The following is a 23,023-nucleotide window of genomic DNA, read 5'->3' as shown; positions in this document are numbered from 1 at the left end:
ATTAAAAGTAGTTAAGCGATCGTCATCTGACCGGTATAGAGAATAAAGTTTCGCAGTAACAGCACGCCAACTAAACTGAAGCTCGCAGTCATAGCAACATAGGAGAATTTTCTTTTCGATGATGCCTTCATAAACAGGTTTAATGCCAAGGGCATACTTAAGCCCATCACAACTACCCCTCCCCAGAATACCCATCCCCAGAAACCTTCCCCTATTGCAGTTAATGCAGCTACTTGGCTCTGCCCTCCTGAAAGGATAAGTCCCGCAAAAAAAGTAAATAGCAGTACCAGCTCCAGTAAGATAATAGGGATCTCGATATTGTGAATAAAGTGAACCTCTTTACCGTCTGGATTTCCCTTAAGAAGTACCCCCCCGAGAAGTGTGGCCGCGGCACCAGAGGAGATACCTGAAATCAAGAAGAGCAAAGGCAATACAGGGTTATTCAGCATAGGATAAGTTCTCAATGCCGACAGTAAAAATCCCGTATATGCGCCAAGTGACAGAGCTAAAAGCACTAAAAGCCCGGTAATCGTCGCCTCGTACTTCATCAAAGCTTTAAACCCTTTATCTACAACAGACCAACGCCCTTGACACCAGGTCAGCACCGGCTCTTTAAACACACAGGCTAACCAAGCGAATAGCGCAACTTGATAGATAAGCAGTACTGCAACCCCTACTGACATGACAGACCTTGGGTTGTAAAACACCAGAATTTTCCAAAAGTCGAAGGGCTTAGTCAAATCGATCACTAAGATCCCTAAACCAGCAAATACGGCTAATGGCGAGATCAAACATGCAGCTTGTACAAACCCGGATTTATAGGCATCCTCACCTAACTTAAACTGCTTGAGTAACACAGCAAAACAGATTGCCCCAGCAGAAACCCCAGCAAGAAAGAGATAGATAGCAATTGGCCAGTGCCAAATTAAACCATCAAAATGAAAAGGGTTCATAACTTAACCTCACCACCTTGTGACGCAATGCGAAACACCTTAGGCCTAGTACCTAAATCCAGTTTACTGCGGTAGCTAGGTGCAGACTTTAGCACTTTCACTATCTGCGAGTCAGGATCGGTAATATCACCAAAGGTAAGTGCTTTAGTCGGACAAGCACTGACACATGCAGGTTTCTTGCCTTCCTTAAGACGGGTATCTTTACAGAAATCACATTTATCGGCTGCCTTGGTGATCGGGTTAATAAAGCGGATCTGGTATGGGCATGCAGCAATACAATATTGGCAGCCAACACACTTCCATTCATCGACACTCACAATGCCAGTGTCGGGATCTTTATAGGCAGCTCCCGTCGGACAAACATCCACACAAGGAGTCGATTCACATTGTTGACATGAGTGACGGGTAAAACGGAAATATTGATTAGGGTATTCGCCAAAAGGCCCCTCTCGCTTTATCTCTAATCGACTGACACCTTCAGGTACCTGATTTACCTCTCGACATGCGATTGAACAAGCATCACAGCCAATACATTTAGTTTCATCGTGCACTAACGCATACTTGTATACAGGTTTCGATGTATTTTTTCCCGCCTCTTTAGCTCTAACCAAAGTAAAACCAGAGGCACCAACAGCAGCAACACACGCGCCTTTTAAAAATAGTCTTCTAGAGTTCGACATAAAATTACCCTCACTTTTCGACGCTATGACAGCGACTGCAGAGTTGGCTGCGCTTAGTCGCTAAAAGATCGACCATAGAATCAGTAGTGGAATGGAGCTGATGGCAGCTGGCGCAGTTAACCTTGTCCGAGTGAACCGCATGACTCCAATCATGCTCAAATAGACGAAAATGATCATGGCACTGCAAGCAGGCTTGAACTTGAGTTCTTGGCTTAACGGCTGAACTATCAGAGAATCCAATCAAGTTTGATGCCTGTCTTGGGTGACCTTGCTTTTCACCGTGGCAGTCCTGACAACGGATATCTAAGGCATCATTGCCATGCACTCCCCGCATCATCCCGTTACGTTTATGGCACTTAATACATTCTTTACTCTTATTAATATTGAGTTCGGCCGCGATTAAGTTTGTAGAAACACTTAACATCAGAACTAGAGAGAAGACACTTAATAGCAGGAATACTGAATACTTAAATAGGCTGGACATAAGCCGTCCTCACATTACACTGTGATAGGGTTGAGGGAGTGCTGTAATTTAAGTTACAGCACTCATTATTATCTGTTTGATACTATGCGGCTAAGGAGGCTCTAAGTAGGGTCTCATCACAATCATTCTTAGCTAAATGCAGCACCTTCACTCCCATTTTCGCCAAAGCATTATCGATATAACGGCTGTTCTCTTCACTGTTGTGCTGGGGGTCGGTGATCACCAACTTTATCGCTGAAGACTCATTATCGACGAGCACATAATCCAGATGACAGCTTTGTAAATAGTGGTGAGCATGCTCTTCACTATCCCCCTTATCCACATCAAAGATACTATCCAATGTTGTGCCATATAGAACATTATATTTACCGTTTACTAGATTATTTAGTTTATTAACAAACCCGACAGGCTCTCCCTCTAAGGTATACGTTCTCAGCTTTACATTAGTAATCGATTGTTCACTACTTTTAAAAAATTTTATACAGGTTAACGTAAATGTTACTAAAACAAATGGTACGACGAGGAATAACACAAAATATACAAACGCATAATTTAGAATTATCGACGCATTCATCACAACCTCCAAAGCATCTATTATTTATATTTTTATAGTTCACAGACATACTAATCCTCACCAAGTGATAAATATTGATTCAAATCAAGTTACTCAATACTTAGAAATAGCACATTTTAAATTTTACGATTGGCTTCAATAAGTAAAATCAATAAATGACAATTACAAATTTAAGATGTTAGCTATTCACATCCCAACTATATGATTTTAGTAAAGCGGCAAGGCTAAACATGCTAATTTATTACATGATTATTATAAAGTTAATAGTATGACGACATCCTACCTGTAATGCGTACCAGCCACCTACTAAAAAAATAAAGTCAATAAACATAAGAGCTATGCATTATCAATATTTCTCTCTTTCAATATAAAGATAACTCATTTGGTGACGTACTAGGCATTTTTAATAACCAACTAATAATATATAATTATTTACAATTTAATTTAGATATTATTAGAGAACGAAACTTAATATTAAAAACGAACTTAACATGAAAGACATTAGACTTAGTGACTTGGACTTATTAAGCATTAATATTTTTGTTAATTTATATGAAAACAGATCAGCAACGTTAGTTGCTCATAAACTTAATATTCCGGCCCCAAAAATAAGTCGATGCCTAAAACACACCAGAGAGATACTTGGTAATGAACTTTTCGTCAGGAAAAAATATGGTTTAATTCCAAACGAGTTTGCAAGTGAGGTTTATCCTATAGCAAAAGAGCTTATGGAGTGCGCAACTAAACTACAAAAGCTCTACTGTACTAGTGATAATGGCCTTATTAGGCATTTTGAAATAGCCGCACCAGATTTGATCTCCTACCCTTTTCCAAAGATTTTACTCAGTGCTATTAAAGATGCCGGTAAATCGGTGAGCTTCAACATATCGCGCTGGAACAAACACTCTATCGACAACATCATCAGTGGTGAAGTAGACCTTGGCCTTTGCTGTAGTAAGGAGTTAGATAATTTAAGAAGATCAGACGAATCGCTTATAGCTCTCAGACTAAAAAAACTCAATAAACTATTCTTGATTTGCCATAACCAACATCCATTATTAAAGGAGGAGATCACCCTTGAGTCCATCGCCAGCTACCCATTTATCAACAGCAATATGGGATACTCAGAGCTAGAGTTGAGCCCACTGCAGGAGTATTGCCAATCACAGAATATTCATCTTGAAACAGAAATTAATCTCACAGGTTTAACCGGACTATTTGAATACCTAAGATCGAGCCAGAGTGTCACCTTGCTCCCCTACAGCACAATATTCAACGTCATCAATAATATTCCCGACCTGCATGCTTGTCGACTATCTGAAGTGGAGTCTGAACGTCTATATAGACAGGTAAGAACTCCAAGCCTTTATCTGGTGTACCGAAACAATGACAAGACACCAGAGCATCAATGGCTATCTTCCGAGATACAAGATTTAATAGAGCTGACACTACACTAGTAGTTAAGCACTTAACTTCGCCCTCCATCTTTAGCATAAGCGTCCAGCGCAAGTTGCATCTTCCTACTTAATAGATCTGATAACTGCTTAGAGAAATCATTATTGAGCGATTTATGGTATTGCAGGTAATAATCGTAACGCTTGAATTTCCCTTCTGGAAACAGCTCATTTTCATAAAAGTCAGTGACATCAATATAATCAATATCATTACGACTCTTAAAGTAGAGGCAAGCAAAAACTGAAGCTGTCCAGCACACATCATTTGACTTAGCCACATGAGCTAATGCCATCGCTAAACTAGATGTCTTAAAACTCACCTTAAGCTCTAACCCTCTCTCATCGGCATAGTCTTCACACCAATGCTTTGTTAAACCAACTTGAGAATAGTTAATCAGTACCAGTTTGTTCTTAAACAGATTCGCTAAGTTGAGCTGCTCACTGAAAAGCGGGTGACCCTTTTTTGCAGCAACAAAGTGATAGTGAGCCTCACCCACTTTGACACTCTCTACGTTTTCAAATGACTCTGAATTAACCGCTATCGCAAAATCAATTTTACCTTGGGCTAATAACTCCTGAACATTATCACTCCATGGTTGAATGGTCACACTTATCTCACTGCCCAGCTGCTCACAAAGCTCCATGATAGATTCAACTAAAAAGGCTGATAGGTGTTCCTGAGCAGCAATAATAAGATGAGTTCGCAATGGCAGAGCCATGGTCAGCTCGGCCATCTCATCGTAAGCAGAAACGATGGCTTTGGCAAAAGGATAAAGGTTTTCAGCGATCGCATTAGGTTTAACCCCATATTGACGCCTCACAAAAAGCTCATCGCAAAACACCTCACGCACGCAGCTTAATGCTCTGCTCACTTTAGGTTGAGTGGTATTCAATTTTTGGGCAACCACTGAGCCATTGTTATATTCAACTAACCCAATAAAAACCTTGAGTGTAAAATAATCTAATCTTGAAAGTAGTCTATGCATCCATACTTAACCTTAAACAGTAAGGAACCGACTATAACAATGGCAAATTAGCCAAAAAGATACCTCAATCACAACTAATTAGGGTTTTAGATATTAATTTTTATTAAACATATGATTAATTAAAAAATAATTAAAAAAAGAGGGTGGGTTATTACAGATAATGGCTTACGCCATACAAGGCTATTTGCGATTTAACGCCCCATGTTACGGGAGTTTCCTCTTTGCTGGGCGTAGCGTTTATCGAGCTGCTCCCAAGCCTGCAGCACGCAGTTAGCTCTCTTAAGAAGTTCCGCTCTGATTGAAAGCTCCTCTGCTCCCAGCCCGGTCTCGGCTTGTACTATCCGCTTAGCCATTAACTCGCCATAATAACGGCTAAGCTGCAAAATAAGCTTCTCAGCCTGGCTCAGATTGTTGTGCTCTAACTCTTTAATAAACAACAGGTAAAAACTATCAAAAAAGAGAGAGAAAACCAGCTCCTCATCAAGCGCGTCAGTTTGGAACCTTGCATCCCCCTCCTGAAAACTCAACGCCGCGAGTAGATTAACCACAGTCGTCATTGAGGTCGCGCCACTAAACAGCTCGCGTACATCGGGATCTTGACTCAAAAAGCCCTGTAGCCGATGCGCAAATTCAGCTTTGATATTTTGTTGGCCTATAGCTTGAATAACACTCATATGAGGCTTAACGATGCAGGCGAACTGGCATAGGGATCACTTGAAATACCACTGCCAACACTTGTTGAAAATCCAGTGCTAAGTGAGCGATACCTCGATAAAAATCAGTTTGGGCATGCTCTATCGCAAGTTCAAAACAGCGGTGTGACCAGGGCAACATATGCTGCTGCATAAGCACTGCCAAGGTGCGGCGCACAGGCTCATCATCGGGGTTTAATACGAGCTGTCCTAGAAGGCTATCTATCACAGCAAAAAACAGCGCAATATGATCGAGAGGCTGGGTAAACTCCAGTTCAAAACTGATCCCTTGCTGCTTGTAAAATGCCATTAAGTCTAAGGTAGATCTGTCATTAAGTAGCTGCTGCTCACCTAGGTATACCGAGCCCCAAGGCATAGCATTAGGCTCACCAGGGCCAAAAAACAACTGCCCATAATCCAGTTTCAACTCATTGAGCTGTTCAGCAGACCACTGAGACAAGTAGGTAGTCAGTGCAGCTCTGCCCGCAGTATTGTCCGCAGAGAGACCAAACTCAGGCCAGCTTTGCGCTACGCTATGGGTTTTTAGGTTGTCTAAAGTCTCAACCGTCGGATAGCTAAGCAAAACATGATGCAGAATCCGCGCTAGACCCTGACCAGCTTCAAAATCAAACTTGTTATCTAATGACATAAAAATCTCGGTTAAAAGGCGCCCTTGGGCGCCTGATATACACACAGGAAACAGATTATACTTCTGAGAAGTTTAAGATCTGCCCTTCACCGCTACCCGCCGGACGACCATTCACATTAGCCTTGATAATCAAGTTAGGTGACGTGATGCTTGGCGATGGCAGCGGCGCAATATGACCATCTCCATCGCCATATTTAGCACGTAGGTTATCCATGGTATCGAAATCCAGTGCACGCAGTGGACAAGACTCAACACACACAGGCTTGCGACCTTCAGCGATACGCTCGAAACAACCATCACACTTGGTCATCACTTTACGCTCACTGTCGATCTGCGGCGCATCATAAGGACACGCACGAGCACAGCTTTCACAGCCGATACACAGGTCTTGGGCAACATGGACTAGACCATCTTGGCGACGCTTATGCATAGCACCGGTCGGGCATGCTTTAACACACACAGGCTCAGAACAGTGGTTACAACCAATTGACATATAATAAGCAAACACATTTTGCTCAAAACAGCCATTGTTACCGACAGTCCACTCTCCGCCACCATATTCATACACACGGCGCCACGTTACCCCTTCAAGTGCAGGCAGAGCGTTGCCTTCAGGGTTACTGTTGTTGCGAATTTCATTACTTTGACGATCTTTGCAAGACACGTGGCAAGCTTTACAGCCAGTGCACTTAGTGCTGTCTACATAAAAACCATATTGAGTTGGTTGAGTCATAATTAACTAGTCTCTTAAATCTTTTTAATGGCAACACGGTTAGTGTGCTGTGGATTGCCTTTAGCGACTGGGCTTGGCTGATAGCGAGTTAGCGAGTTAATCGCGCCACCTTCATCGATAATATGGCCAGTACTGCCTAGTGTATTACCAGGCTTGAACCAAGCTCCCTGCCCCAGCGCTAACACACCAGGTGCAACACGTGGAGTGATACGCACCTTCACGGCAATCGATCCGCGCTCGTTGTACATCTCAATCTCATCACCAGAGTTGAGCCCCTGCTCAGATGCATCCATTGGGTTCACCCAAACAGCATCCTCTACCGCTTCACGAAGCCAAGGCACATTGTGGTAGCTAGAATGAGTGCGACCCTTAGTGTGGTAACCCGCTAACTGGAATGGAAAATCAGTGCTGGTATCAGTGTCTTCATAACCATCCCAAGTCACTGTGTACTGAGGAATAGCAGTAATAGTGTCACCCTTAACTTGAGTCTTTGACTCTTGATCCCAGTTAGCAGCGCGCCATGCTAGTTCAGCTGAGTAGATCTCAATCTTGCCACTTGGGGTCGATAGTGGCTTACCACCTTTAATGTAGCTCTCCAGCGCAACATGCTTGTCGTTCATGTTCTTACGGAAGAAGCCAATCTCTTGCGCCTCTTTGTAAGTGGCAGGGAATGCAGGGTAAACCCCTAGATTGTTACTGTTATCTTTGGTTTTTTGGTAAAGCTCTTCAAGCCACTGCTCTTCAGTCTTGCCTTCGGTGAATTCAGCTTCACAACCCATATACTTAGCGATAAGTGCAGCCGCTTCATACATAGACTTGCAGTCCCACATAGGCTCAATCGCCGACTTCATCGCGGTGATATAACCTAACGCACCAGATGCGTAGCTGTCGTTAACGAGATCGTTTGACTCTAACCAGCTGGTATCAGGCAGAATAATGTCGGCAAATTTAGCGCCCGGCGTCATCCAGCAATCACAGCTAACAATAAGTTCAACACCGGTTTCATCTTCTAAGATTCTGGCAGTGTTGTTGATCTCAGCATGCTGGTTCAACAATGAACTGTCAGATGCAGAGATGATCACCTTGATGTTAGTACCAAGTGGCGTATCTAAACCGTCAGTGCCACGAACTCCGTGACTACGTGCCGTCATGGTTTCGCCATGGTGAATCGCTTCAGACCAAGTAAAGAAAGAGATGCTCTCTTTAACTGGGTTGCTGCCTGTTGGAATACCCGCACGAGACATGCTGCTCATGTATGGCAGCTCACCATTAGATGAACCAAGCGTACCTAACTTGCCCGTAAGTACCGACAGCATATACAGGGCACGCATGCTCTGCTCACCGTTTGCCTGGCGGTTAACACCAGCACCAACGACGATATATGGCGCTTTAGCATTCTGTAAGTCAGTGGCAATCTGCTCTAGCTGTGCAGCTGGAATACCGGTGATCTTTTCTGCCCACTCTGGCGTTTTTAACGGCTGATCCGAATAGATACCTTGGCTTAAAATATAATCACGGTAGTTCTCTTCCGGCTTCATCACCTTAGCGTATTCTTGCTTAGTGGCATCACCACTTGCTGCAAACAGCGCTTGCTGGGCTGCGATAGAATCTGCGTCGAAACCTACGGCATACTTGTTGATAAAATCAAGCGAGTTAGCATCAACCCAACCTGAGCTGATCATCTGATATGCAATCGCTTCAGCAAAGGCCGCATCGGTGCCAGGACGAATTGGTAGCCACTTAGACTCTTTACCTAACATAGAGTCGGTGTAGCGTGGATCGATCATCACCACTTTTAGGCCGTTGCTCTTTTGCAGCGCCTTTAAGTAGTCATAACCTTCACCTGAACCCGACTGGCGAATTTCGCTTGGGTTATAAGCAACGCCTAATAGGAAGTCACTGTTCGATAAAGTAACAGTTGAAGATCCAGTGGTACTGCCTGTACCGAAGGTGTGTTTAGCCGCCTCCATCTGCTGAGCCCAAGAGTAGTTACCATAGGCATTTAAACAGCCACCGTTTAGGTTAAACAAACGGTTGAAACACGCATTCGATGCAAAACCGTAGTAAGCACCAGAGCCGTAGCTGCGGAAAATCGCTTTGTTACCATGCTCATTGATCACAGACGATAGCTTAGTACCAATAGTCTTAGCAGCTTCATCCCAGCTAATTGGCACAAACTTACCTTCACCACGCTTACCAACGCGCTTCATCGGTGTCTTTAAACGATCGACAGCATAGGTGCGCTGGCGCAGTGAACGACCACGAGCACAGGCGCGAACTTGGTAGATATCATCACCGTCAACCACATCATGATCGGTTTCAACACGAGTAATAACACCATCACGGCTGAACACTTTAACTGGGCAGTTAGAACCACAGTTAACTAAGCAAGATGACCAAGTGATCTGCTCTTCACCTACTGGTGGTTTTGGCGGCACGACATTGGCGTCATCTGAACTGGTTTTACAGCCAGTCACACTTGCTGCACAGCCCAGAGCTGCACTCATTTTTAAGAAACTTCTACGTTCCATCTATATATCCTCTTGCGATTGCTCTAACGCAATAAATAGCTAAACGACAACATCACTTGGTGCGCGTTATAGTCATGATTAAGCTCACCTAAAGTGGTTAGCCCTGGCACAGTGTTGATCCCCACTTGGGCGCCATCTGTGTCGTAATAACGCTCGTATTGATAGCTCAGCTTTAAAGCCATCTTCGGGCTTAAAGCGTAATCGGCATACATACGCACGCTGTGGTTATAGGAGAAGTAATCACCGTATTGAAGATCGCTGCCAACAAGGGCACTGCCCTCTAGGTAGGTATCACTGATTGAGTTACTGAACAGGTAATCACCACCTAAGGTGAGTTTGTCTTCCATCAAGCCGCTATAGCTAAAACCCGTTCCTAAATTAATAAACTCATCTTGAATATCTGCTTGCCAATCGGGAGAACTAAAGCTCTGGCTGCCCGCCTGAATTGAGTCGATCCACTGCTGGCCAGCAAACCCATACGCGATTAAGTTTTTACTTAATTGCAAGCTGATGTTGAGGTCGTAGCCATAGTCCTTAGACTCGGTCAAACCTATGATGGTGGCGTCATAGTCATCAAGAGCATAACGTCCGGTCAGATCGATACTCACCCAAGAGAGTGGTGAATGGTTAAACTTAAGCTCAAGCGCATTTCGAGTTCTATCTGCCAAGTAGTACTTACGCATCAAGATATTATCTTCAGATGATGTCAGCTCATTGACCTGATACTCACTGCCACCACGCACTCCATGACTCGCTTTCACATTGATATTAAGTTTATCGAATGCGGTCACATTCAGTTTGGCCCACAGATTATTCTCATCTGTTTGCTCACGCTCACTGTAGCTACGGTCCACCTCTTTTCTGTCAAACCCCGCTTGCACGCGGTAACCACTAGCGAGCCTATAACTGGCATTCACTTTATAGGTGTTACGCTCAATATCCTGTGGCACATTTTGCTTGAAGGCGCCGCTTAACGCGTTATAGCTGTATTGAGTGAACTCCCAACTTGAACTCTTATTGTCTCGCTTTGAATGATCGACACTAGCCCCGACACGCAAGCGGTTGCTCAACATAGAGGTCACGGCAAAACGACCATCTAAAGTTTCAATTTCACCATCCCAACTCTGTAGTGGATTACCACTCATCTGGATCAGAGAGTCATCTTGGGTCATTCTCCCGGTCACTAGACGGCCTGACATTACCGTCCTATCAAGTTGATACTGACCCGAGAGCGACACTTGATGGGCTTGATTATCAGGCGCAGCCGAATAAACATCACTTAGATATGGCAGACTTAGGTCTTGAATATTGTTACTGTAGTAACTACCAAAATAGCTCAGCTCTGTTAGCCAGTTGTCACCCGCTAATGAAGCGCCTGCATCAAGCTGTTTAGTGGTTGAGTCCACGGGCAAACCAAAGTTAGTTGGAAGTGGCGCCACTAAGCTGGCTGATTGAGTGCCAGTTTTCTCCTCTTGGCTGTAGCGAACGAAAGTGTTGTACCTCCCCTCGTCATAGCTCAAGCCGATAGCCGACTTTTCACGTTGCAGCGCAAGGTCAAATTGGTTTGGGTAGACACTTGGAGTTAACATGCCATCGTTTTGCCAAAGCTGACTACGGGCATCACCAGACTCATAGGTTTTTATGGCCTGATAATCCAGTTCCAGCTCATACAAACCTGACTTACCCACTTTAAGATTGGCAAAACCATTATCCAATCCCAACTGATGCGCTTGCATACTCGCTTTGTAGCCAGTGCTGTTGAGGTAGCGCAGATCACCACTTATCGCGGCAATAGCACCATCCTCAGCAGTGCCTAACGCATTACCAGCATGGAGATCATCAGGGCTGTTATAACCTGTGAGTAGGGTGACTTTTCCCGAGTAACCAGTCTCAGAAACACAGCGCTTACACTGGTATTTCTCCATATTGACCGACTCAGTGTTTGCTTGTCCTACACCAAAGTTTGCCGCCATTACAGAGCCAGACATAGCCAATAGAGACACAGTGATAATATTCAATTTAAACATCATAATTTTAGTTCCAGTTATCTCTGAAATAGGCTGCCTGAAGGGTGGTTAGAACCGTGGATCTTGTTATGGCAATTTAGGCAACTCTTGCCGCCACCAAATGCATCCATTCCCGGCTCTGGTACTACACGACTGGCGTGGCCATCTGGAGCGTGGCACTGCTGGCAAAGCTGAGGTGCACGGCTATTAAGCAGATCATCATTCACGCTGCCATGAGGGTTATGACAGGTGACACAGTTTTCAGTCACAGGCGCATGCTCCCACAGTACAGGGCCGCGTTTCTCAGCGTGGCAGCTGTAGCAGGTGTCATTGATGGTAGGCTTATTCAGGGCACTTTCATTCATGGAACCATGGGGAGAGTGGCAGTCAATACAGGTCATCTGATCCCACTTTAGAGGGTGAGATGAGCGCTTATTCATATCTGCTTTTTCTTTACTATGACAAGAGGTGCAGGTGTCATTAATCGTCAGCTTATCCAAAGCCGGATCTTTAGCGCTGTGCACATTATGACAATCGGCGCAGGCTATCTCTTCCAGATTATGAGTACTGGTATGCCACGCCATCTGTTTAGGATCGTTATGACAGCCCTGACACACACTGTTTTGCGCTGATGCAGAAAGCTTACTCTCCTCACCAAAGGCGATCATCGGCTCTTTGCCGCCTTTATTATGTTTGCCTTGAGGTCCATGGCAGGCTTCACACTGCAGACCTGCCATCGGGGATTGTTTGTTATTCATCGAGCCATGCGCACCATCAAAGATGGCCATCACAACCTCATTTTTACGATGACACATAAGGCATGAGTCAGCACCTTTAGGGGAGTATTGCCCCTGGGTGAACTTTTCAGTGAGCTTCTGCTCCAGCTGCTCACCAGTGAGGTGATCCCACCGCGCGGCATTCACGCTAACAGATACCCACGCAAGTGCGGCTATCCCCACTAATACCCTTTTAACAAGACGACAGATCATTAATCGAACCTTTCATAATTAACACGTTTGTTAAACCACCCGCTGGAACAGGAGGTTAACCAATTAAGATGTCAATATTTTAAGATAAACAAGGGCCGATTCTTGATTGTTAAACGGGTCGGGAACAGATTTGAGATAAGTTCAATGAATATGCGAAAACTGTGAGCTGACACATAAACCAATTAAGAATGAATATTATTTAGCTCACTGAGTAAACTGGGTATAACCACATGAATAGTATGGCTATGATTAAATAACAAACTAAACATAAGGTAGGAGATGTTAATGGGTTAGTATCAAGATGTTAAACCATGAACGACTACTTAAGGGATATCAAATGATGGAGTTCAAATTTATAGGAAATAGTTGCTAAATAAGCCAACAACAAATAGACAGACAGATATACAGCTAACACATCAATATCAACAACTAATTAGACATTGATCAACCATTCACTTTACGCGCCACTGGTGCACCTCTCAATTTTAAAATATGTGCATTTCGCTTATTTCTTTACTTTGTGTTTATTGTAAATTGAACCACCAAAGGAAAACTGCTTACTAAAAGATCAACTTGAAAAGCTCAACCCAGTAGAAGCAGGACTTATAAATTTACTGGGTTGAGTTAAGCATAAAGCTTATAAATTGTAACTACATGCTCCATGAGACTGAAACACCATACATTCTTGGTTCGCCATATACGGCAACAACGCTTGAAGCCACTGTGTAGACATGAGTAATGTACACCTCTTCAGTGAGGTTTTTTCCCCATATTGAGACTTCCCAATTATCGTTTGCCGAATGCCATGTAAAGCTGGCATCCAATAACTTAAATGCAGGTTGAATGGCATAAGGTTCAAGCTCTCCACGCTGCTCATCAGTGAAACGATAATTTAGGTTTGTCGTGAAGTAATCGCCAGAATCGAGGTCAATATTGTGCTCTAAGTTGATTGAGTATTTATTCTTAGGCGTTCTAAGCATCTCCTGACCGGACTGATTTGGGTAAGCAGAGTTAGGAACCACGGTATCGACAAATTCACTGTCCATGTAGCCATAAAAACCATAGAGCTTGAGGTTATCAGTAGGTAGCCAAGTGAACTCTAATTCAATACCATCAATTTTTGCATCACCGGCATTGAAGGTGTTGAAAACGCCAAAATCTTCGCCACTACTTCTAGGACCAAAACTTTGAATTTGCAGATTTTTGTAGTCTGTATGGAAAATAGTGGTGTTGAGACGAAAGGTATCACTAATGTCTGACTTTATACCAAATTCAAAATTGGTCGCTTCTTCTGGTTCCAGCGGTTTTGTTTCAGCTAACGACTGCGGTGCTGCAGCAAATCCACCACTTTTAAAACCTTTTGCAAAGCTTAAGTAAGCCGTGGTGTCATCAGAAACAGTATATTTAAGCGCTACTTTAGGCGTAAATGCCCCCCAACTTTCCTTTAAAGTCACCGGACTGTCAATACCAAAATTCTCATTGATAATCACAAAATCACCCGCCTTTGCGACGTTATCAATCTCTTTGGTTTCATAGGAATATCGACCACCTACAGTCAGTATCCAATCTGTTGTGAATTTCCAATCAAATTGGCCAAATAACGCGTAGCTGTTGGTTTCATTGACTTGGTGGTAGAAATCACTACCATCCATTCCTGTTGAACAATCGGTATCAAGACTTAAATCAAAGCATTCGCTACGATCAGTATTCTCGTTCATGTACCAAGCACCAGCGACATAATTAAAGCTGTCAGTTTGCCCTACCCACCTGAACTCTTGCGAGAACTGGTCACTATTATCAATAATATCATCGATAAGCGCGAGGGCTGGTGAACCTGTTGCATCCATATTCCAGTCAGATTCACTGTCACGATAAGCACTGATTGAAATCAACTCACCTAAATCGAGATCCCAAGTTAACTTAGCGCTAACGCCATAGGCTTTTTGCTTAGCATAACCATCAACAGCGCCAGCTGCACAAAATGGAGCTCCCTCTTTACAAGCGGCAACATAGGCAGGCGACCACACGGCAGGATCACCTTTTGCACCTGTATCTACTGGAGTACGCGCCATGTCAGTCACATCAAGTTTGGAATAGTCACCGCTGAATAGCGCTTGAAAGTTATCGCCTTCATATAACAGCTGAGCTCGACCAGCAAACACATCATTATCTTTTTGCTTACTGTTTAACGTAACATTATCAACCCAACCATCATTTTTACGACTTGAGAAACTCAATTTCGCGGCGATGTTGTCACCGAGTGGACCGTTAATGTACCCAGCCACATCACGACGACCATAGTTACCAATATTGAGCCTAAGCTTTGCATCAAGCTCATCCAAACTAGGCAGTTTTGAAATAATATTAATCGCGCCACCTATGGTGTTTTTACCATACAAAGTACCTTGTGGACCACGCAGTACTTCGACGCGTTCAATATCAAACATCTCAGGATTAACGTTGGAAACTCGACCTAAATAGACATCATCAACAAAGACTGCAACTGAGTTGTCGGTGCCAGCGCCATCGTCATTTGAGGAGGCCCCTCGAAGGCTAATAATATTTTGCCCTGGTGCAAATGGACTGAAAGATAATCCCGGCACTCGCGTGGCGATAGTATTGAGATCATGTACATCTTGTTTCTCTAACATCTCAGCATTCATTGCTGTGACAGCAACAGGCACTTTCTGAATATTTTCTCCTCGCCTTTGAGCTGTAACCGTAATCACTTCTAGTTTGCTGGCATCTATTTTTTCATTTTCTTCAATGTCAGCAGCCCACACAGCGCTTGGTAAAAGGTAGCTCAATAAAATGAGCTGACTAATTTTTGAGGTCTTCATTTCCATCTCCAATTTTTATAGTTTGTTATAAATTTTTAATTATTGTTTCAATCAGTTTCCCAATGGTGATCACTTGCCGGTCAGAGCCGGCGGGGCCATCAATCTCAAGTGAAATGGGTAATCCTTCAGGGTTGAAACCGATGGGGATCACTAATCCTGGAATACCCGCATTACTGGCAGGATCAGCATTTCTGATATAAGTACTAAAGGTGGGTTCTTCACTGCCATTAAGTATGACAAGATCGTTATCATTCGTGATTTTTTGAGCGGTTAACGGAGTCGCAGGAAAGATAACGGCATCAAGGCGATGCTTATCAAAGTAGTCTTGGTATAAGCTTTGTAACTTGGGCCTGAAAGAGTTGATAGCTTCCTGATACATAGGCTCTGGAATAGGTTGATTAAAAATACTATCGACAAGATTTTTGACATCTCCACTGCATATCTGTGCTGCAAAGTCTTCAATCGCTGTGCCTGGTAAGGCTTTCTCTACATAATCTTGAATGTGTTGCTTCGCTTCATAAAGCACTACCGGAAAGCTAATGCTTTGGTTTAGTGCTTCAATGCCTTGAGGATCCACCTCTATTAGTGTCACCCCAGCTTTTGCAAGCGCCTGAAGCACGTCCTCAACAGCCGCGAGTACAGCCGGCTCTGTATTACCGTAAAAATAAGCACGAGGGATCCCGAGCCTTAACTTTTTAGGTGGGAAAGATGGCAGCGAATCTATCGAAGGTTCCCCCGCTAGCACTGCATCAAGTCGCGCAAGAGTATCGACATCTTTAGCCATGGGACCAGCCGTGTCTCTGGTTTTAGAGATCAGACCTAATCCATCATTTGGATAGCGTCCGGTTGTCGGCCTAAAACCCACAATGCCATTGAGTGCTGCAGGTATGCGTGATGAACCACCGGTGTCAGTACCAATCCCAGCATCCGCCAATCCCAGTGCCACAGCTACTGCAGTGCCGCCACTGCTGCCACCAGCAAAGTACTCAGGGTTGTAAGCATTTAACGCATGACCATAGGAGGGGTTGATGTTGGTGACACCCAGTGCCAACTCATGCATGTTGGCTTTACCATTGATCACAGCCCCCGCTTCTTTTAATCGAGTAATGATGCAGGCATCGTGTTGAGGAATATGGCCAGCCAATGCTTTGTTACCCAGCGTATTTGGCATGCCAGCCACTTCGATATTATCTTTTACTGCGATCGTCATGCCGTAAAGTACTTGATTGTTAATATCGCCTTCAGACAAGTTGTCTACTTGCTTATGTGAAGCCTGTTTATTCTGATACAGATATGCGTGATAATCTGAAAAACCTGTAGACCGTCCGTATTGAAAGTCTACTTTCTGATGAAGTTGTAGAATCTGTTTTTTGGTCTCATCTTTTATTGTCATGGCGCTTACTCTTAGCTTCTGCATACTTAATAAGTATCTTAATTAAGAGAAATGAAATATATCGTCAAGATTGATGAGAAAATGCTGATTAACGTGATTAAAATCGTTAATTATGATGATCGGGATAACTGACCAATACTCAATGGTTAGGGTTATTTAGGTAAGCTTAGGGCAATAAAAAGAGCAGCCTATTAGCAAGGTAACTCATCATGATGAATGAAAGCATAATGGATTTAGAGATGCACAAATTGTCTAATTGGGAGCTAATTTAGAGATAAGTTCCGTGCGACTGTGAACGTCCGCTTTCTTGTATATGGAGCGAATGTGAGATCGAAGCGTTGTAACCGATACATTCATTGTTCTGGCCATATTTTTATCATTCATCCCTGACTTAATCTGGCTGATCACTTCAAGTTCTCTTTGGGTAAAAAGATTAAAACTGAGTGACTCTTTCAATGGCTCTCTCTCACCCATAGCCCGTAAATAAGGTAACAGTAAATCGAGTTGATTAAGGTGCTTTACATCAAAATCTCCCTGCTGCTGACTTCTCCATAATCGAACATCAAAAACATGCTCTTGCCCACAGTAGATATGCAAATTGACCCCAAAACTAAGCCCGTCGCGCTGTAAAAAGTCGTTGTAAAATTCAGTTTGGATCAACTGATCTCTTGAAATAACCTCACTCACTGCAACCGCGCGTCTAAATTGCCTAAGCTTATTGGTAATAGGGTCATGGAACTGATAGTAATCATTATACTTTGATATATTATCCAAGGACATATTGCTAAATACCCCTTCTTGATAATACTTTTCATTTGGATTCCAACAACAGGAGGCACCATAATCAGCTCGAAACATCTCCATAAGCTTATCCAGCAGAAGTTGACGACTGCCTAAAGTCGTATTGTGCTGTAAGGTGAAACTCACCAGATCCATCATAGTACAAAGCTCTTTTTGGGATAAATACATGGTGACCTCCTTAGAACTTAACTTGTTATCGTAAATCAGTAACTCTGCAAGCTTTACCTTCAGAGCGCGCAATGGTTTGAGGCTCAAGGAGCACCACTTTGCTGGAAATTCCGATCACGCTCTTAATCTTACTTTCAAGTAACTTGGCTTGCTCCTTGTTACACTGCTGATCCAGCGAACGCTCAACTTTCACCGTGAGATAGTCCATATGCCCCATCTTTGCCACTTCAACCAAGTAATGTGGGCTCAACCCCTCAATAGATAATAATTGCTCTTCGATTTGAGATGGAAATACATTCACCCCTCTAATGATCAACATGTCATCACTTCTTCCGGTAATTTTATCCATCCGTCTCATTGATCTTGAAGTAGAGGCAAGAAGTGAAGTGAGATCACGAGTTCTATAACGGATAATTGGCATGGCTTGTTTTGTTAAACTGGTAAAGACTAATTCGCCAGGCTCACCATCTTCAACAATTTCACCGGTTTCAGGATTAATAATTTCAGGATAAAAGTGATCTTCCCATATCGTTGGGCCATCTTTGCTTTCAATGCATTCTTGCGCGACGCCGGGTCCCATCACTTCCGACAAACCGTAAATATCCACAGCATCAATACCTAGTCTTTGCTCTATGTTACTTCGCATTGCATCGGTCCATGGCTCTGCACCAAAAATACCGCATCTCAGTGCCAGTGACTTAGGATCGATACCTTGACGTTCAATTTCATCTGCAATGTTTAGCATGTAAGAGGGAGTGACCATGATGATGTCAGGGTTGAAATCACGGATCAGTTGAACTTGTTTTGCTGTTTGCCCACCAGACATCGGGATCACCGTACAGCCAAGTCGTTCAGCACCGTAGTGAGCACCTAGACCACCGGTAAACAAGCCATAACCATAGGAGATATGTACTTTATCTTTCTTACGACCACCAGCGGCATAGACTGAACGGGCTACAATGTCGGCCCAAGTGTGTATATCTTCTTGAGTGTAGCCAACGACTGTTGGCTGACCTGTTGTACCACTTGATGCATGAATTCGAACAATGTCATCCATTGGCATGGCGAAAAAACCAAAAGGATAGTTATCTCTTAAATCTTGTTTGGTCGTAAATGGAAACTTTCGCAAATCATCGAGATGATTAAAGTCATCAGGATGAACTCCCGCTTCGTCAAACTTTCGTTTATACGCAGGAGAATTGGTATAAGCATGGTTAAGCGTTTTTTTTAATCTTTCAAATTGCAAAGCTCTAAGCTCATCAATACTTGCACTTTCTATTGAATGCAATCCCACTCCAACTCTGTTATTGGTCGATTCGTTCGTCATTTTAATACCTGATTCTTAGAGTTTTTGTTCATAGTCAATATAACATACTGGCTACATATTGAGCTTTTCTCGCTTATTTTATAATCACCGCTCACAAATCAAAGTAATTCATTTTTTACAAAAAGTGAAACATTTATGTGTCACTTTTAACAAAACTGTGTATATTAAATATTGTTAAATACACACTTCTGGAGTTAAGTTTATGAAAATAAAAAGTTATGTTTGCGGTGGTTGGGTTAGTGGAACTGGAAGGTGTGTTACATCTAAAAATGCATTTACTGGTGAAACAGTAGCTACAACGTCAAGCATGGAATCTGGTTTTGATAATGCTCTGGCATATGGCCGTCTCATTGCAGGAAATAAATTAAGGCAATTTACCCTGCATGAAAGAGCTGAAATGCTCAAAAGTCTCGCAACTCATTTGATGAGGAAAAAAGAAGATTTCTATCAACTGTCCTACCTGACAGGCGCTACCCGTTCTGATAGTTGGATTGATGTTGAAGGCGGAATTAGTACTCTGTTTAGCTATTCAGGTATGGTTCGACGTGAACTGGTCAATGAAAAGTTTATCGTTGAAGGGAAAGTAGAACCGCTATCAGTTAATGGTTCGTTTATCGGCCAACATATTTTGATGCCTAAAATGGGCGTATCAGTTCATATTAATGCGTTCAATTTCCCAGTGTGGGGAATGCTGGAAAAAATAGCCCCAAGCTTGCTAGCTGGCATGCCTGTTATCGTCAAACCCGCCACTGCCACTTGCTACGTTGCTGAAGCTGTTGTGAAAGAGATTGTCGCTAGCAAAATCCTACCTGAAGGCTGTGTACAGCTTATCTGCGGTGGTGTAGGTGATCTATTAGATCATCTCACAGAACAAGATGTAGTGACTTTTACCGGTTCAGCTAAAACTGGGAAAATGCTTCGTAGCCATGACAATATCCTCAGCAAAAATATACCATTTAATATGGAAGCAGATTCATTAAATGCCTGTATTTTAGCACCCGATGTGCAACAGGATATGCCAGAATTCGATGCATTCATTAAAGAAGTACATCGTGAAATGATAACTAAAGCTGGACAAAAGTGTACTGCAATACGTCGAGTATTAGTGCCCAGTGCCATGATGGATTGCGTGGGTGATGCGCTCAGTAAAAGAATTCAATCGACCCTAGTGGGTGACCCTACTAATGACGGTGTCAAAATGGGTGCGTTAGTAAACCAAGCACAATGTGCAGACGTGCAAAGTGCAGTGGATCAACTGCTATTCAGCTGTGATGTTATTCATGGTGGATGGGACTCAATGAATACCATTGGGATCGACTATGACAAGGGATCGTTCTTTCCTCCCACCTTACTCCGTTGTGATACCCCCCTTACCAGTCAACAGGTACATGACATAGAAGCTTTTGGCCCCGTTTCGACCTTGATGCCCTACGACAGTATTGAACAAGCTATTGAAATTGTGGGTAAAGGAAAAGGTAGCTTAGTGTCATCGGTGTTCAGCTATGACAACGACAACATTCGCACATTAGTTTATGGCATGGCCTGTTACAACGGTCGTATTCTAGTGAATAATCGTGATTGCATGAAAGAATCGACGGGTCATGGTTCGCCACTCGCATCTATGGTCCATGGTGGGCCTGGTCGTGCTGGGGGAGGAGAAGAACTTGGTGGCATTAGAGCAGTGAAGCACTACATGCAGCGCACTGCCATTCAGGGTTCACCCAATACCTTACAAGCAGTAACGAATGAATATGTCCCTGGCGCAGATACCACTACCAGTTTACAGCATCCCTTTAAAAAGTATTTCGAAGAACTCAACATCGGTGAATCCCTAACGACCCATAGACGCACAGTAACCGAAGCAGATATCGTCAATTTTGGCTGTCTGTCAGGTGATCATTTCTATGCGCATTTTGATGAAACTGCCGCGGCTGATTCGTTATTTGGCAAGCGAGTGGCCCATGGCTACTTCCTAATCTCAGCAGCTGCTGGCATGTTTGTCGAACCAGCTCCAGGACCAGTGTTGGCCAATTACGGCTTGGATAGTTTACGTTTCATTCAACCTGTAGGGATCGGTGACACTATTGAAGTCTCGTTGACAGTAAAGCGCAAGATCTACAAAAAAACCAAGCCTGACGATGCTCACCCAGCAGGTGTGGTTGTTTGGGATGTCAAAGTGGTGAATCAAGATAATGAAGTGGTAGCCCTCTACGACATTTTAACATTAGTCGCGTACAAGAACGCTGCACAGTAATGCAGAGCTTACCTAAAAAAGCATCATTAATTGCTGCTATTTTTCGGTTGATGAACCTGTGCAGGCTGGAACATCGGACGATTTTCCTCAACAGTCGTCAATGGAGTCACTTCTCTAAGACTCGTTTGGCAGCGTCGAGTCAGTTCGATGTATTCATCTGTACCACGGGTCTTCCACTGGAATTCTTCATCAGACACCTGACGAACGATTTTTGCTGGGGATCCGAGCAACATGGAACGCGCAGGGCAGTTGAATCGGCTTTTAACAAACGACGCTGCACCAATGATAGATTCGGCGCCAATGTCAGCGAAGTCCATCACCACAGCGTTAATGCCAACCAAGCTATGCCGTCTTATGGTGCAACCATGCAAAATCGCACCATGCCCTATATGGCTGTACTCCTCAAGAACACACGCCTGCAATGGAAAACTGTGCAGTACGCAGTTGTCCTGCACATTACAAAAGTCGTGGATCTCTATTCTGCCAAAGTCCCCCCGCAAACAAGCGTTGGAACCGATGTAGCAATGTTTACCAATGATCACATCCCCAATGATAGTGGCATTAGGGTGGATAAAGCTCGTTGGTTCAATAACCGGGATGTGCTGCTCAATGGCAAATATTGGCATCTAGTTTTCCTCAATTTTGTGAGCCTTCTATTTAGGTGACTCAAGGCAGACTATCAAATCATGACACAGTGAACAAGGAACAAACAATGGATAAAGCAATTCTTTTAGAAAAAATAAATGGATACGCATGTATCAAATTAAACCGACCTGAATGCTTAAACAGTTTTAATCAACAGATGCACAAAGAACTCGCAGATATATTAGATGTTCTCCACCATGATGACTCGATCAGAGCGTTGATTTTAACCGGTGAAGGTAAAGGGTTCTGTGCAGGCCAAGATCTCAGTGACCGCTCCGTGAACCAAGATGACTCCCCAACGGATTTGGGTGAATCAGTTGAACATTTTTATAACCCTTTAATACGCCGAATTACTGCGATGCCTAAACCCGTAATATGCGCTGTAAATGGTGTCGCGGCTGGTGCTGGGGCATCCATAGCGATGGCCTGTGACATCGTCATCGCAGCAAAAAAATCAAGTTTCATTCTCTCATTTAGCAAGGTGGGGTTAGTCCCAGACTCAGGTGCCAGCTGGCATCTACCTAGAGCGATAGGCTTACCAAGAGCAAAAGCTTTAGCACTACTTGGCAATCGATTAGATGCTGATATCGCCGAGCGTTGGGGATTGATTTGGCAGGTTGTCAATGGCGATGTACTCATGGAAACCGCCCATGCAATGGCGACTGAATTAGCATCTCGACCAACACAAGCATTTGCAAACATAAAGCGGCTACTGAATGAATCGTTTAACTCCCCCATGGCACAACAAATGGAGAGCGAGCGTGTTGCGATGCAAGTGCTTGGCTTTGCACATGACTATCAGGAGGGTGTGGATGCATTCTTAACTAAACGCACCCCGATATTCATTGGGAAATAGGTGGTGTT

Annotated in this window: 19 protein-coding genes and 1 pseudogene; 4 read left to right on the top strand and 16 right to left on the bottom strand. The window is 43.5% G+C overall.

Annotated features, from left to right (window positions below; all coding sequences use genetic code 11):
* Window positions 1-11: 11 nt before the first annotated feature.
* The 4 genes from nrfD to SWOO_RS01220 all read right to left on the bottom strand — a co-directional run bounded on the left by nrfD (window position 12) and on the right by SWOO_RS01220 (window position 2,691).
* A complete protein-coding gene (gene nrfD, locus SWOO_RS01235; protein WP_012322892.1) occupies window positions 12-953 on the bottom strand; it encodes a cytochrome c nitrite reductase subunit NrfD in 942 nt (313 codons plus the stop codon).
* On the bottom strand, window positions 950-1,633 hold the full coding sequence (locus tag SWOO_RS01230; RefSeq protein ID WP_012322891.1) for a 4Fe-4S dicluster domain-containing protein: 684 nt from the start codon (window positions 1,631-1,633) through the stop codon (window positions 950-952). The genes nrfD and SWOO_RS01230 overlap by 4 nt, the downstream gene beginning before the upstream one ends.
* Window positions 1,634-1,643: 10 nt before the next feature.
* Entirely contained in the window at window positions 1,644-2,117 is a 474-nt protein-coding gene (locus SWOO_RS01225) for a cytochrome c3 family protein (RefSeq protein ID WP_012322890.1), read from the bottom strand.
* Window positions 2,118-2,199: 82 nt separating this feature from the next.
* Window positions 2,200-2,691, bottom strand: coding sequence for a PDDEXK family nuclease (locus SWOO_RS01220; RefSeq protein WP_012322889.1), 492 nt, complete (start codon window positions 2,689-2,691; stop codon window positions 2,200-2,202).
* Between the two features lie 491 nt (window positions 2,692-3,182).
* On the opposite strand from SWOO_RS01220, the pseudogene SWOO_RS26205 reads away from it, so the two are divergent.
* Window positions 3,183-3,374 (top strand): annotated as a pseudogene (locus SWOO_RS26205) (helix-turn-helix domain-containing protein); the annotation flags it as partial.
* A 45-nt stretch (window positions 3,375-3,419) separates the two neighbouring features.
* Window positions 3,420-4,148, top strand: a complete 729-nt coding sequence (locus SWOO_RS01215; RefSeq protein ID WP_229377362.1) for a substrate-binding domain-containing protein — start codon at window positions 3,420-3,422, stop codon at window positions 4,146-4,148.
* Window positions 4,149-4,159: 11 nt separating this feature from the next.
* Here the strand turns inward: SWOO_RS01215 and SWOO_RS01210 are convergent, their stop codons facing one another.
* The 11 genes from SWOO_RS01210 to paaK form a co-directional block, all read right to left on the bottom strand.
* Window positions 4,160-5,131 (bottom strand): LysR family transcriptional regulator, encoded by a 972-nt coding sequence (locus SWOO_RS01210; RefSeq protein ID WP_012322887.1) that lies wholly within the window; start codon window positions 5,129-5,131, stop codon window positions 4,160-4,162.
* 191 nt (window positions 5,132-5,322) lie between these two features.
* On the bottom strand, window positions 5,323-5,805 hold the full coding sequence (locus tag SWOO_RS01205) for a hypothetical protein (protein ID WP_012322886.1): 483 nt from the start codon (window positions 5,803-5,805) through the stop codon (window positions 5,323-5,325).
* 7 nt (window positions 5,806-5,812) lie between these two features.
* A complete protein-coding gene (locus tag SWOO_RS01200; protein WP_012322885.1) occupies window positions 5,813-6,472 on the bottom strand; it encodes a TorD/DmsD family molecular chaperone in 660 nt (219 codons plus the stop codon).
* Window positions 6,473-6,527: 55 nt separating this feature from the next.
* Window positions 6,528-7,205, bottom strand: coding sequence for a DMSO/selenate family reductase complex B subunit (locus SWOO_RS01195; protein WP_012322884.1), 678 nt, complete (start codon window positions 7,203-7,205; stop codon window positions 6,528-6,530).
* Window positions 7,206-7,219: 14 nt separating this feature from the next.
* Complete coding sequence (locus SWOO_RS01190) at window positions 7,220-9,736, bottom strand: DMSO/selenate family reductase complex A subunit (RefSeq protein ID WP_012322883.1); 2,517 nt, start codon at window positions 9,734-9,736, stop codon at window positions 7,220-7,222.
* A 23-nt stretch (window positions 9,737-9,759) separates the two neighbouring features.
* A complete protein-coding gene (locus SWOO_RS01185; protein WP_012322882.1) occupies window positions 9,760-11,766 on the bottom strand; it encodes an MtrB/PioB family decaheme-associated outer membrane protein in 2,007 nt (668 codons plus the stop codon).
* Window positions 11,767-11,780: 14 nt separating this feature from the next.
* Window positions 11,781-12,731, bottom strand: a complete 951-nt coding sequence (locus SWOO_RS01180) for a DmsE family decaheme c-type cytochrome (RefSeq protein ID WP_012322881.1) — start codon at window positions 12,729-12,731, stop codon at window positions 11,781-11,783.
* A gap of 650 nt (window positions 12,732-13,381) precedes the next feature.
* The gene (locus SWOO_RS01175) at window positions 13,382-15,571 is read right to left on the bottom strand and encodes a TonB-dependent receptor (RefSeq protein WP_012322880.1); all 2,190 of its coding nucleotides are present in this window, start codon (window positions 15,569-15,571) and stop codon (window positions 13,382-13,384) included.
* 25 nt (window positions 15,572-15,596) lie between these two features.
* Window positions 15,597-16,964 (bottom strand): amidase family protein, encoded by a 1,368-nt coding sequence (locus SWOO_RS01170; protein WP_012322879.1) that lies wholly within the window; start codon window positions 16,962-16,964, stop codon window positions 15,597-15,599.
* 252 nt (window positions 16,965-17,216) lie between these two features.
* The gene (locus SWOO_RS01165; protein ID WP_012322878.1) at window positions 17,217-17,933 is read right to left on the bottom strand and encodes a helix-turn-helix transcriptional regulator; all 717 of its coding nucleotides are present in this window, start codon (window positions 17,931-17,933) and stop codon (window positions 17,217-17,219) included.
* Between the two features lie 25 nt (window positions 17,934-17,958).
* Window positions 17,959-19,260, bottom strand: a complete 1,302-nt coding sequence (paaK, locus tag SWOO_RS01160; RefSeq protein WP_012322877.1) for a phenylacetate--CoA ligase PaaK — start codon at window positions 19,258-19,260, stop codon at window positions 17,959-17,961.
* Between the two features lie 202 nt (window positions 19,261-19,462).
* Here paaK and paaZ point away from each other — a divergent pair, with 202 nt between their 5' ends.
* Complete coding sequence (gene paaZ / locus SWOO_RS01155) at window positions 19,463-21,514, top strand: phenylacetic acid degradation bifunctional protein PaaZ (RefSeq protein ID WP_012322876.1); 2,052 nt, start codon at window positions 19,463-19,465, stop codon at window positions 21,512-21,514.
* Window positions 21,515-21,540: 26 nt separating this feature from the next.
* Here the strand turns inward: paaZ and SWOO_RS25730 are convergent, their stop codons facing one another.
* On the bottom strand, window positions 21,541-22,140 hold the full coding sequence (locus SWOO_RS25730; protein WP_012322875.1) for an acyltransferase: 600 nt from the start codon (window positions 22,138-22,140) through the stop codon (window positions 21,541-21,543).
* Between the two features lie 86 nt (window positions 22,141-22,226).
* Here SWOO_RS25730 and paaG point away from each other — a divergent pair, with 86 nt between their 5' ends.
* Window positions 22,227-23,015 (top strand): 2-(1,2-epoxy-1,2-dihydrophenyl)acetyl-CoA isomerase PaaG, encoded by a 789-nt coding sequence (paaG, locus tag SWOO_RS01145; protein ID WP_012322874.1) that lies wholly within the window; start codon window positions 22,227-22,229, stop codon window positions 23,013-23,015.
* Window positions 23,016-23,023: the final 8 nt, after the last annotated feature.

The sequence above is a fragment of the Shewanella woodyi ATCC 51908 genome, from assembly GCF_000019525.1.
Taxonomy (GTDB): Bacteria; Pseudomonadota; Gammaproteobacteria; order Enterobacterales; family Shewanellaceae; genus Shewanella; species Shewanella woodyi.
Note: the sequence above shows the minus strand (reverse complement) of the source record. Positions and strands in the feature narration are given on the sequence as shown.

Excerpts from the sequence above, each read along its gene's own strand:
- SWOO_RS01165 (WP_012322878.1), bottom strand. The coding sequence starts at position 17,933 with ATGTATTTATCCCAAAAAGAGCTTTGTACTATGATGGATCTGGTGAGT.
- paaG (WP_012322874.1), top strand. The coding sequence starts at position 22,227 with ATGGATAAAGCAATTCTTTTAGAAAAAATAAATGGATACGCATGTATC.
- SWOO_RS01230 (WP_012322891.1), bottom strand. The coding sequence starts at position 1,633 with ATGTCGAACTCTAGAAGACTATTTTTAAAAGGCGCGTGTGTTGCTGCT.
- nrfD (WP_012322892.1), bottom strand. The coding sequence starts at position 953 with ATGAACCCTTTTCATTTTGATGGTTTAATTTGGCACTGGCCAATTGCT.
- SWOO_RS01210 (WP_012322887.1), bottom strand. The coding sequence starts at position 5,131 with ATGCATAGACTACTTTCAAGATTAGATTATTTTACACTCAAGGTTTTT.
- SWOO_RS01215 (WP_229377362.1), top strand. The coding sequence starts at position 3,420 with ATGGAGTGCGCAACTAAACTACAAAAGCTCTACTGTACTAGTGATAAT.
- SWOO_RS25730 (WP_012322875.1), bottom strand. The coding sequence starts at position 22,140 with ATGCCAATATTTGCCATTGAGCAGCACATCCCGGTTATTGAACCAACG.
- SWOO_RS01220 (WP_012322889.1), bottom strand. The coding sequence starts at position 2,691 with ATGAATGCGTCGATAATTCTAAATTATGCGTTTGTATATTTTGTGTTA.
- paaZ (WP_012322876.1), top strand. The coding sequence starts at position 19,463 with ATGAAAATAAAAAGTTATGTTTGCGGTGGTTGGGTTAGTGGAACTGGA.
- SWOO_RS01225 (WP_012322890.1), bottom strand. The coding sequence starts at position 2,117 with ATGTCCAGCCTATTTAAGTATTCAGTATTCCTGCTATTAAGTGTCTTC.
- paaK (WP_012322877.1), bottom strand. The coding sequence starts at position 19,260 with ATGACGAACGAATCGACCAATAACAGAGTTGGAGTGGGATTGCATTCA.
- SWOO_RS01170 (WP_012322879.1), bottom strand. The coding sequence starts at position 16,964 with ATGACAATAAAAGATGAGACCAAAAAACAGATTCTACAACTTCATCAG.
- SWOO_RS01195 (WP_012322884.1), bottom strand. The coding sequence starts at position 7,205 with ATGACTCAACCAACTCAATATGGTTTTTATGTAGACAGCACTAAGTGC.
- SWOO_RS01200 (WP_012322885.1), bottom strand. The coding sequence starts at position 6,472 with ATGTCATTAGATAACAAGTTTGATTTTGAAGCTGGTCAGGGTCTAGCG.
- SWOO_RS01190 (WP_012322883.1), bottom strand. The coding sequence starts at position 9,736 with ATGGAACGTAGAAGTTTCTTAAAAATGAGTGCAGCTCTGGGCTGTGCA.
- SWOO_RS01205 (WP_012322886.1), bottom strand. The coding sequence starts at position 5,805 with ATGAGTGTTATTCAAGCTATAGGCCAACAAAATATCAAAGCTGAATTT.
- SWOO_RS01175 (WP_012322880.1), bottom strand. The coding sequence starts at position 15,571 with ATGAAGACCTCAAAAATTAGTCAGCTCATTTTATTGAGCTACCTTTTA.
- SWOO_RS01185 (WP_012322882.1), bottom strand. The coding sequence starts at position 11,766 with ATGATGTTTAAATTGAATATTATCACTGTGTCTCTATTGGCTATGTCT.
- SWOO_RS01180 (WP_012322881.1), bottom strand. The coding sequence starts at position 12,731 with ATGATCTGTCGTCTTGTTAAAAGGGTATTAGTGGGGATAGCCGCACTT.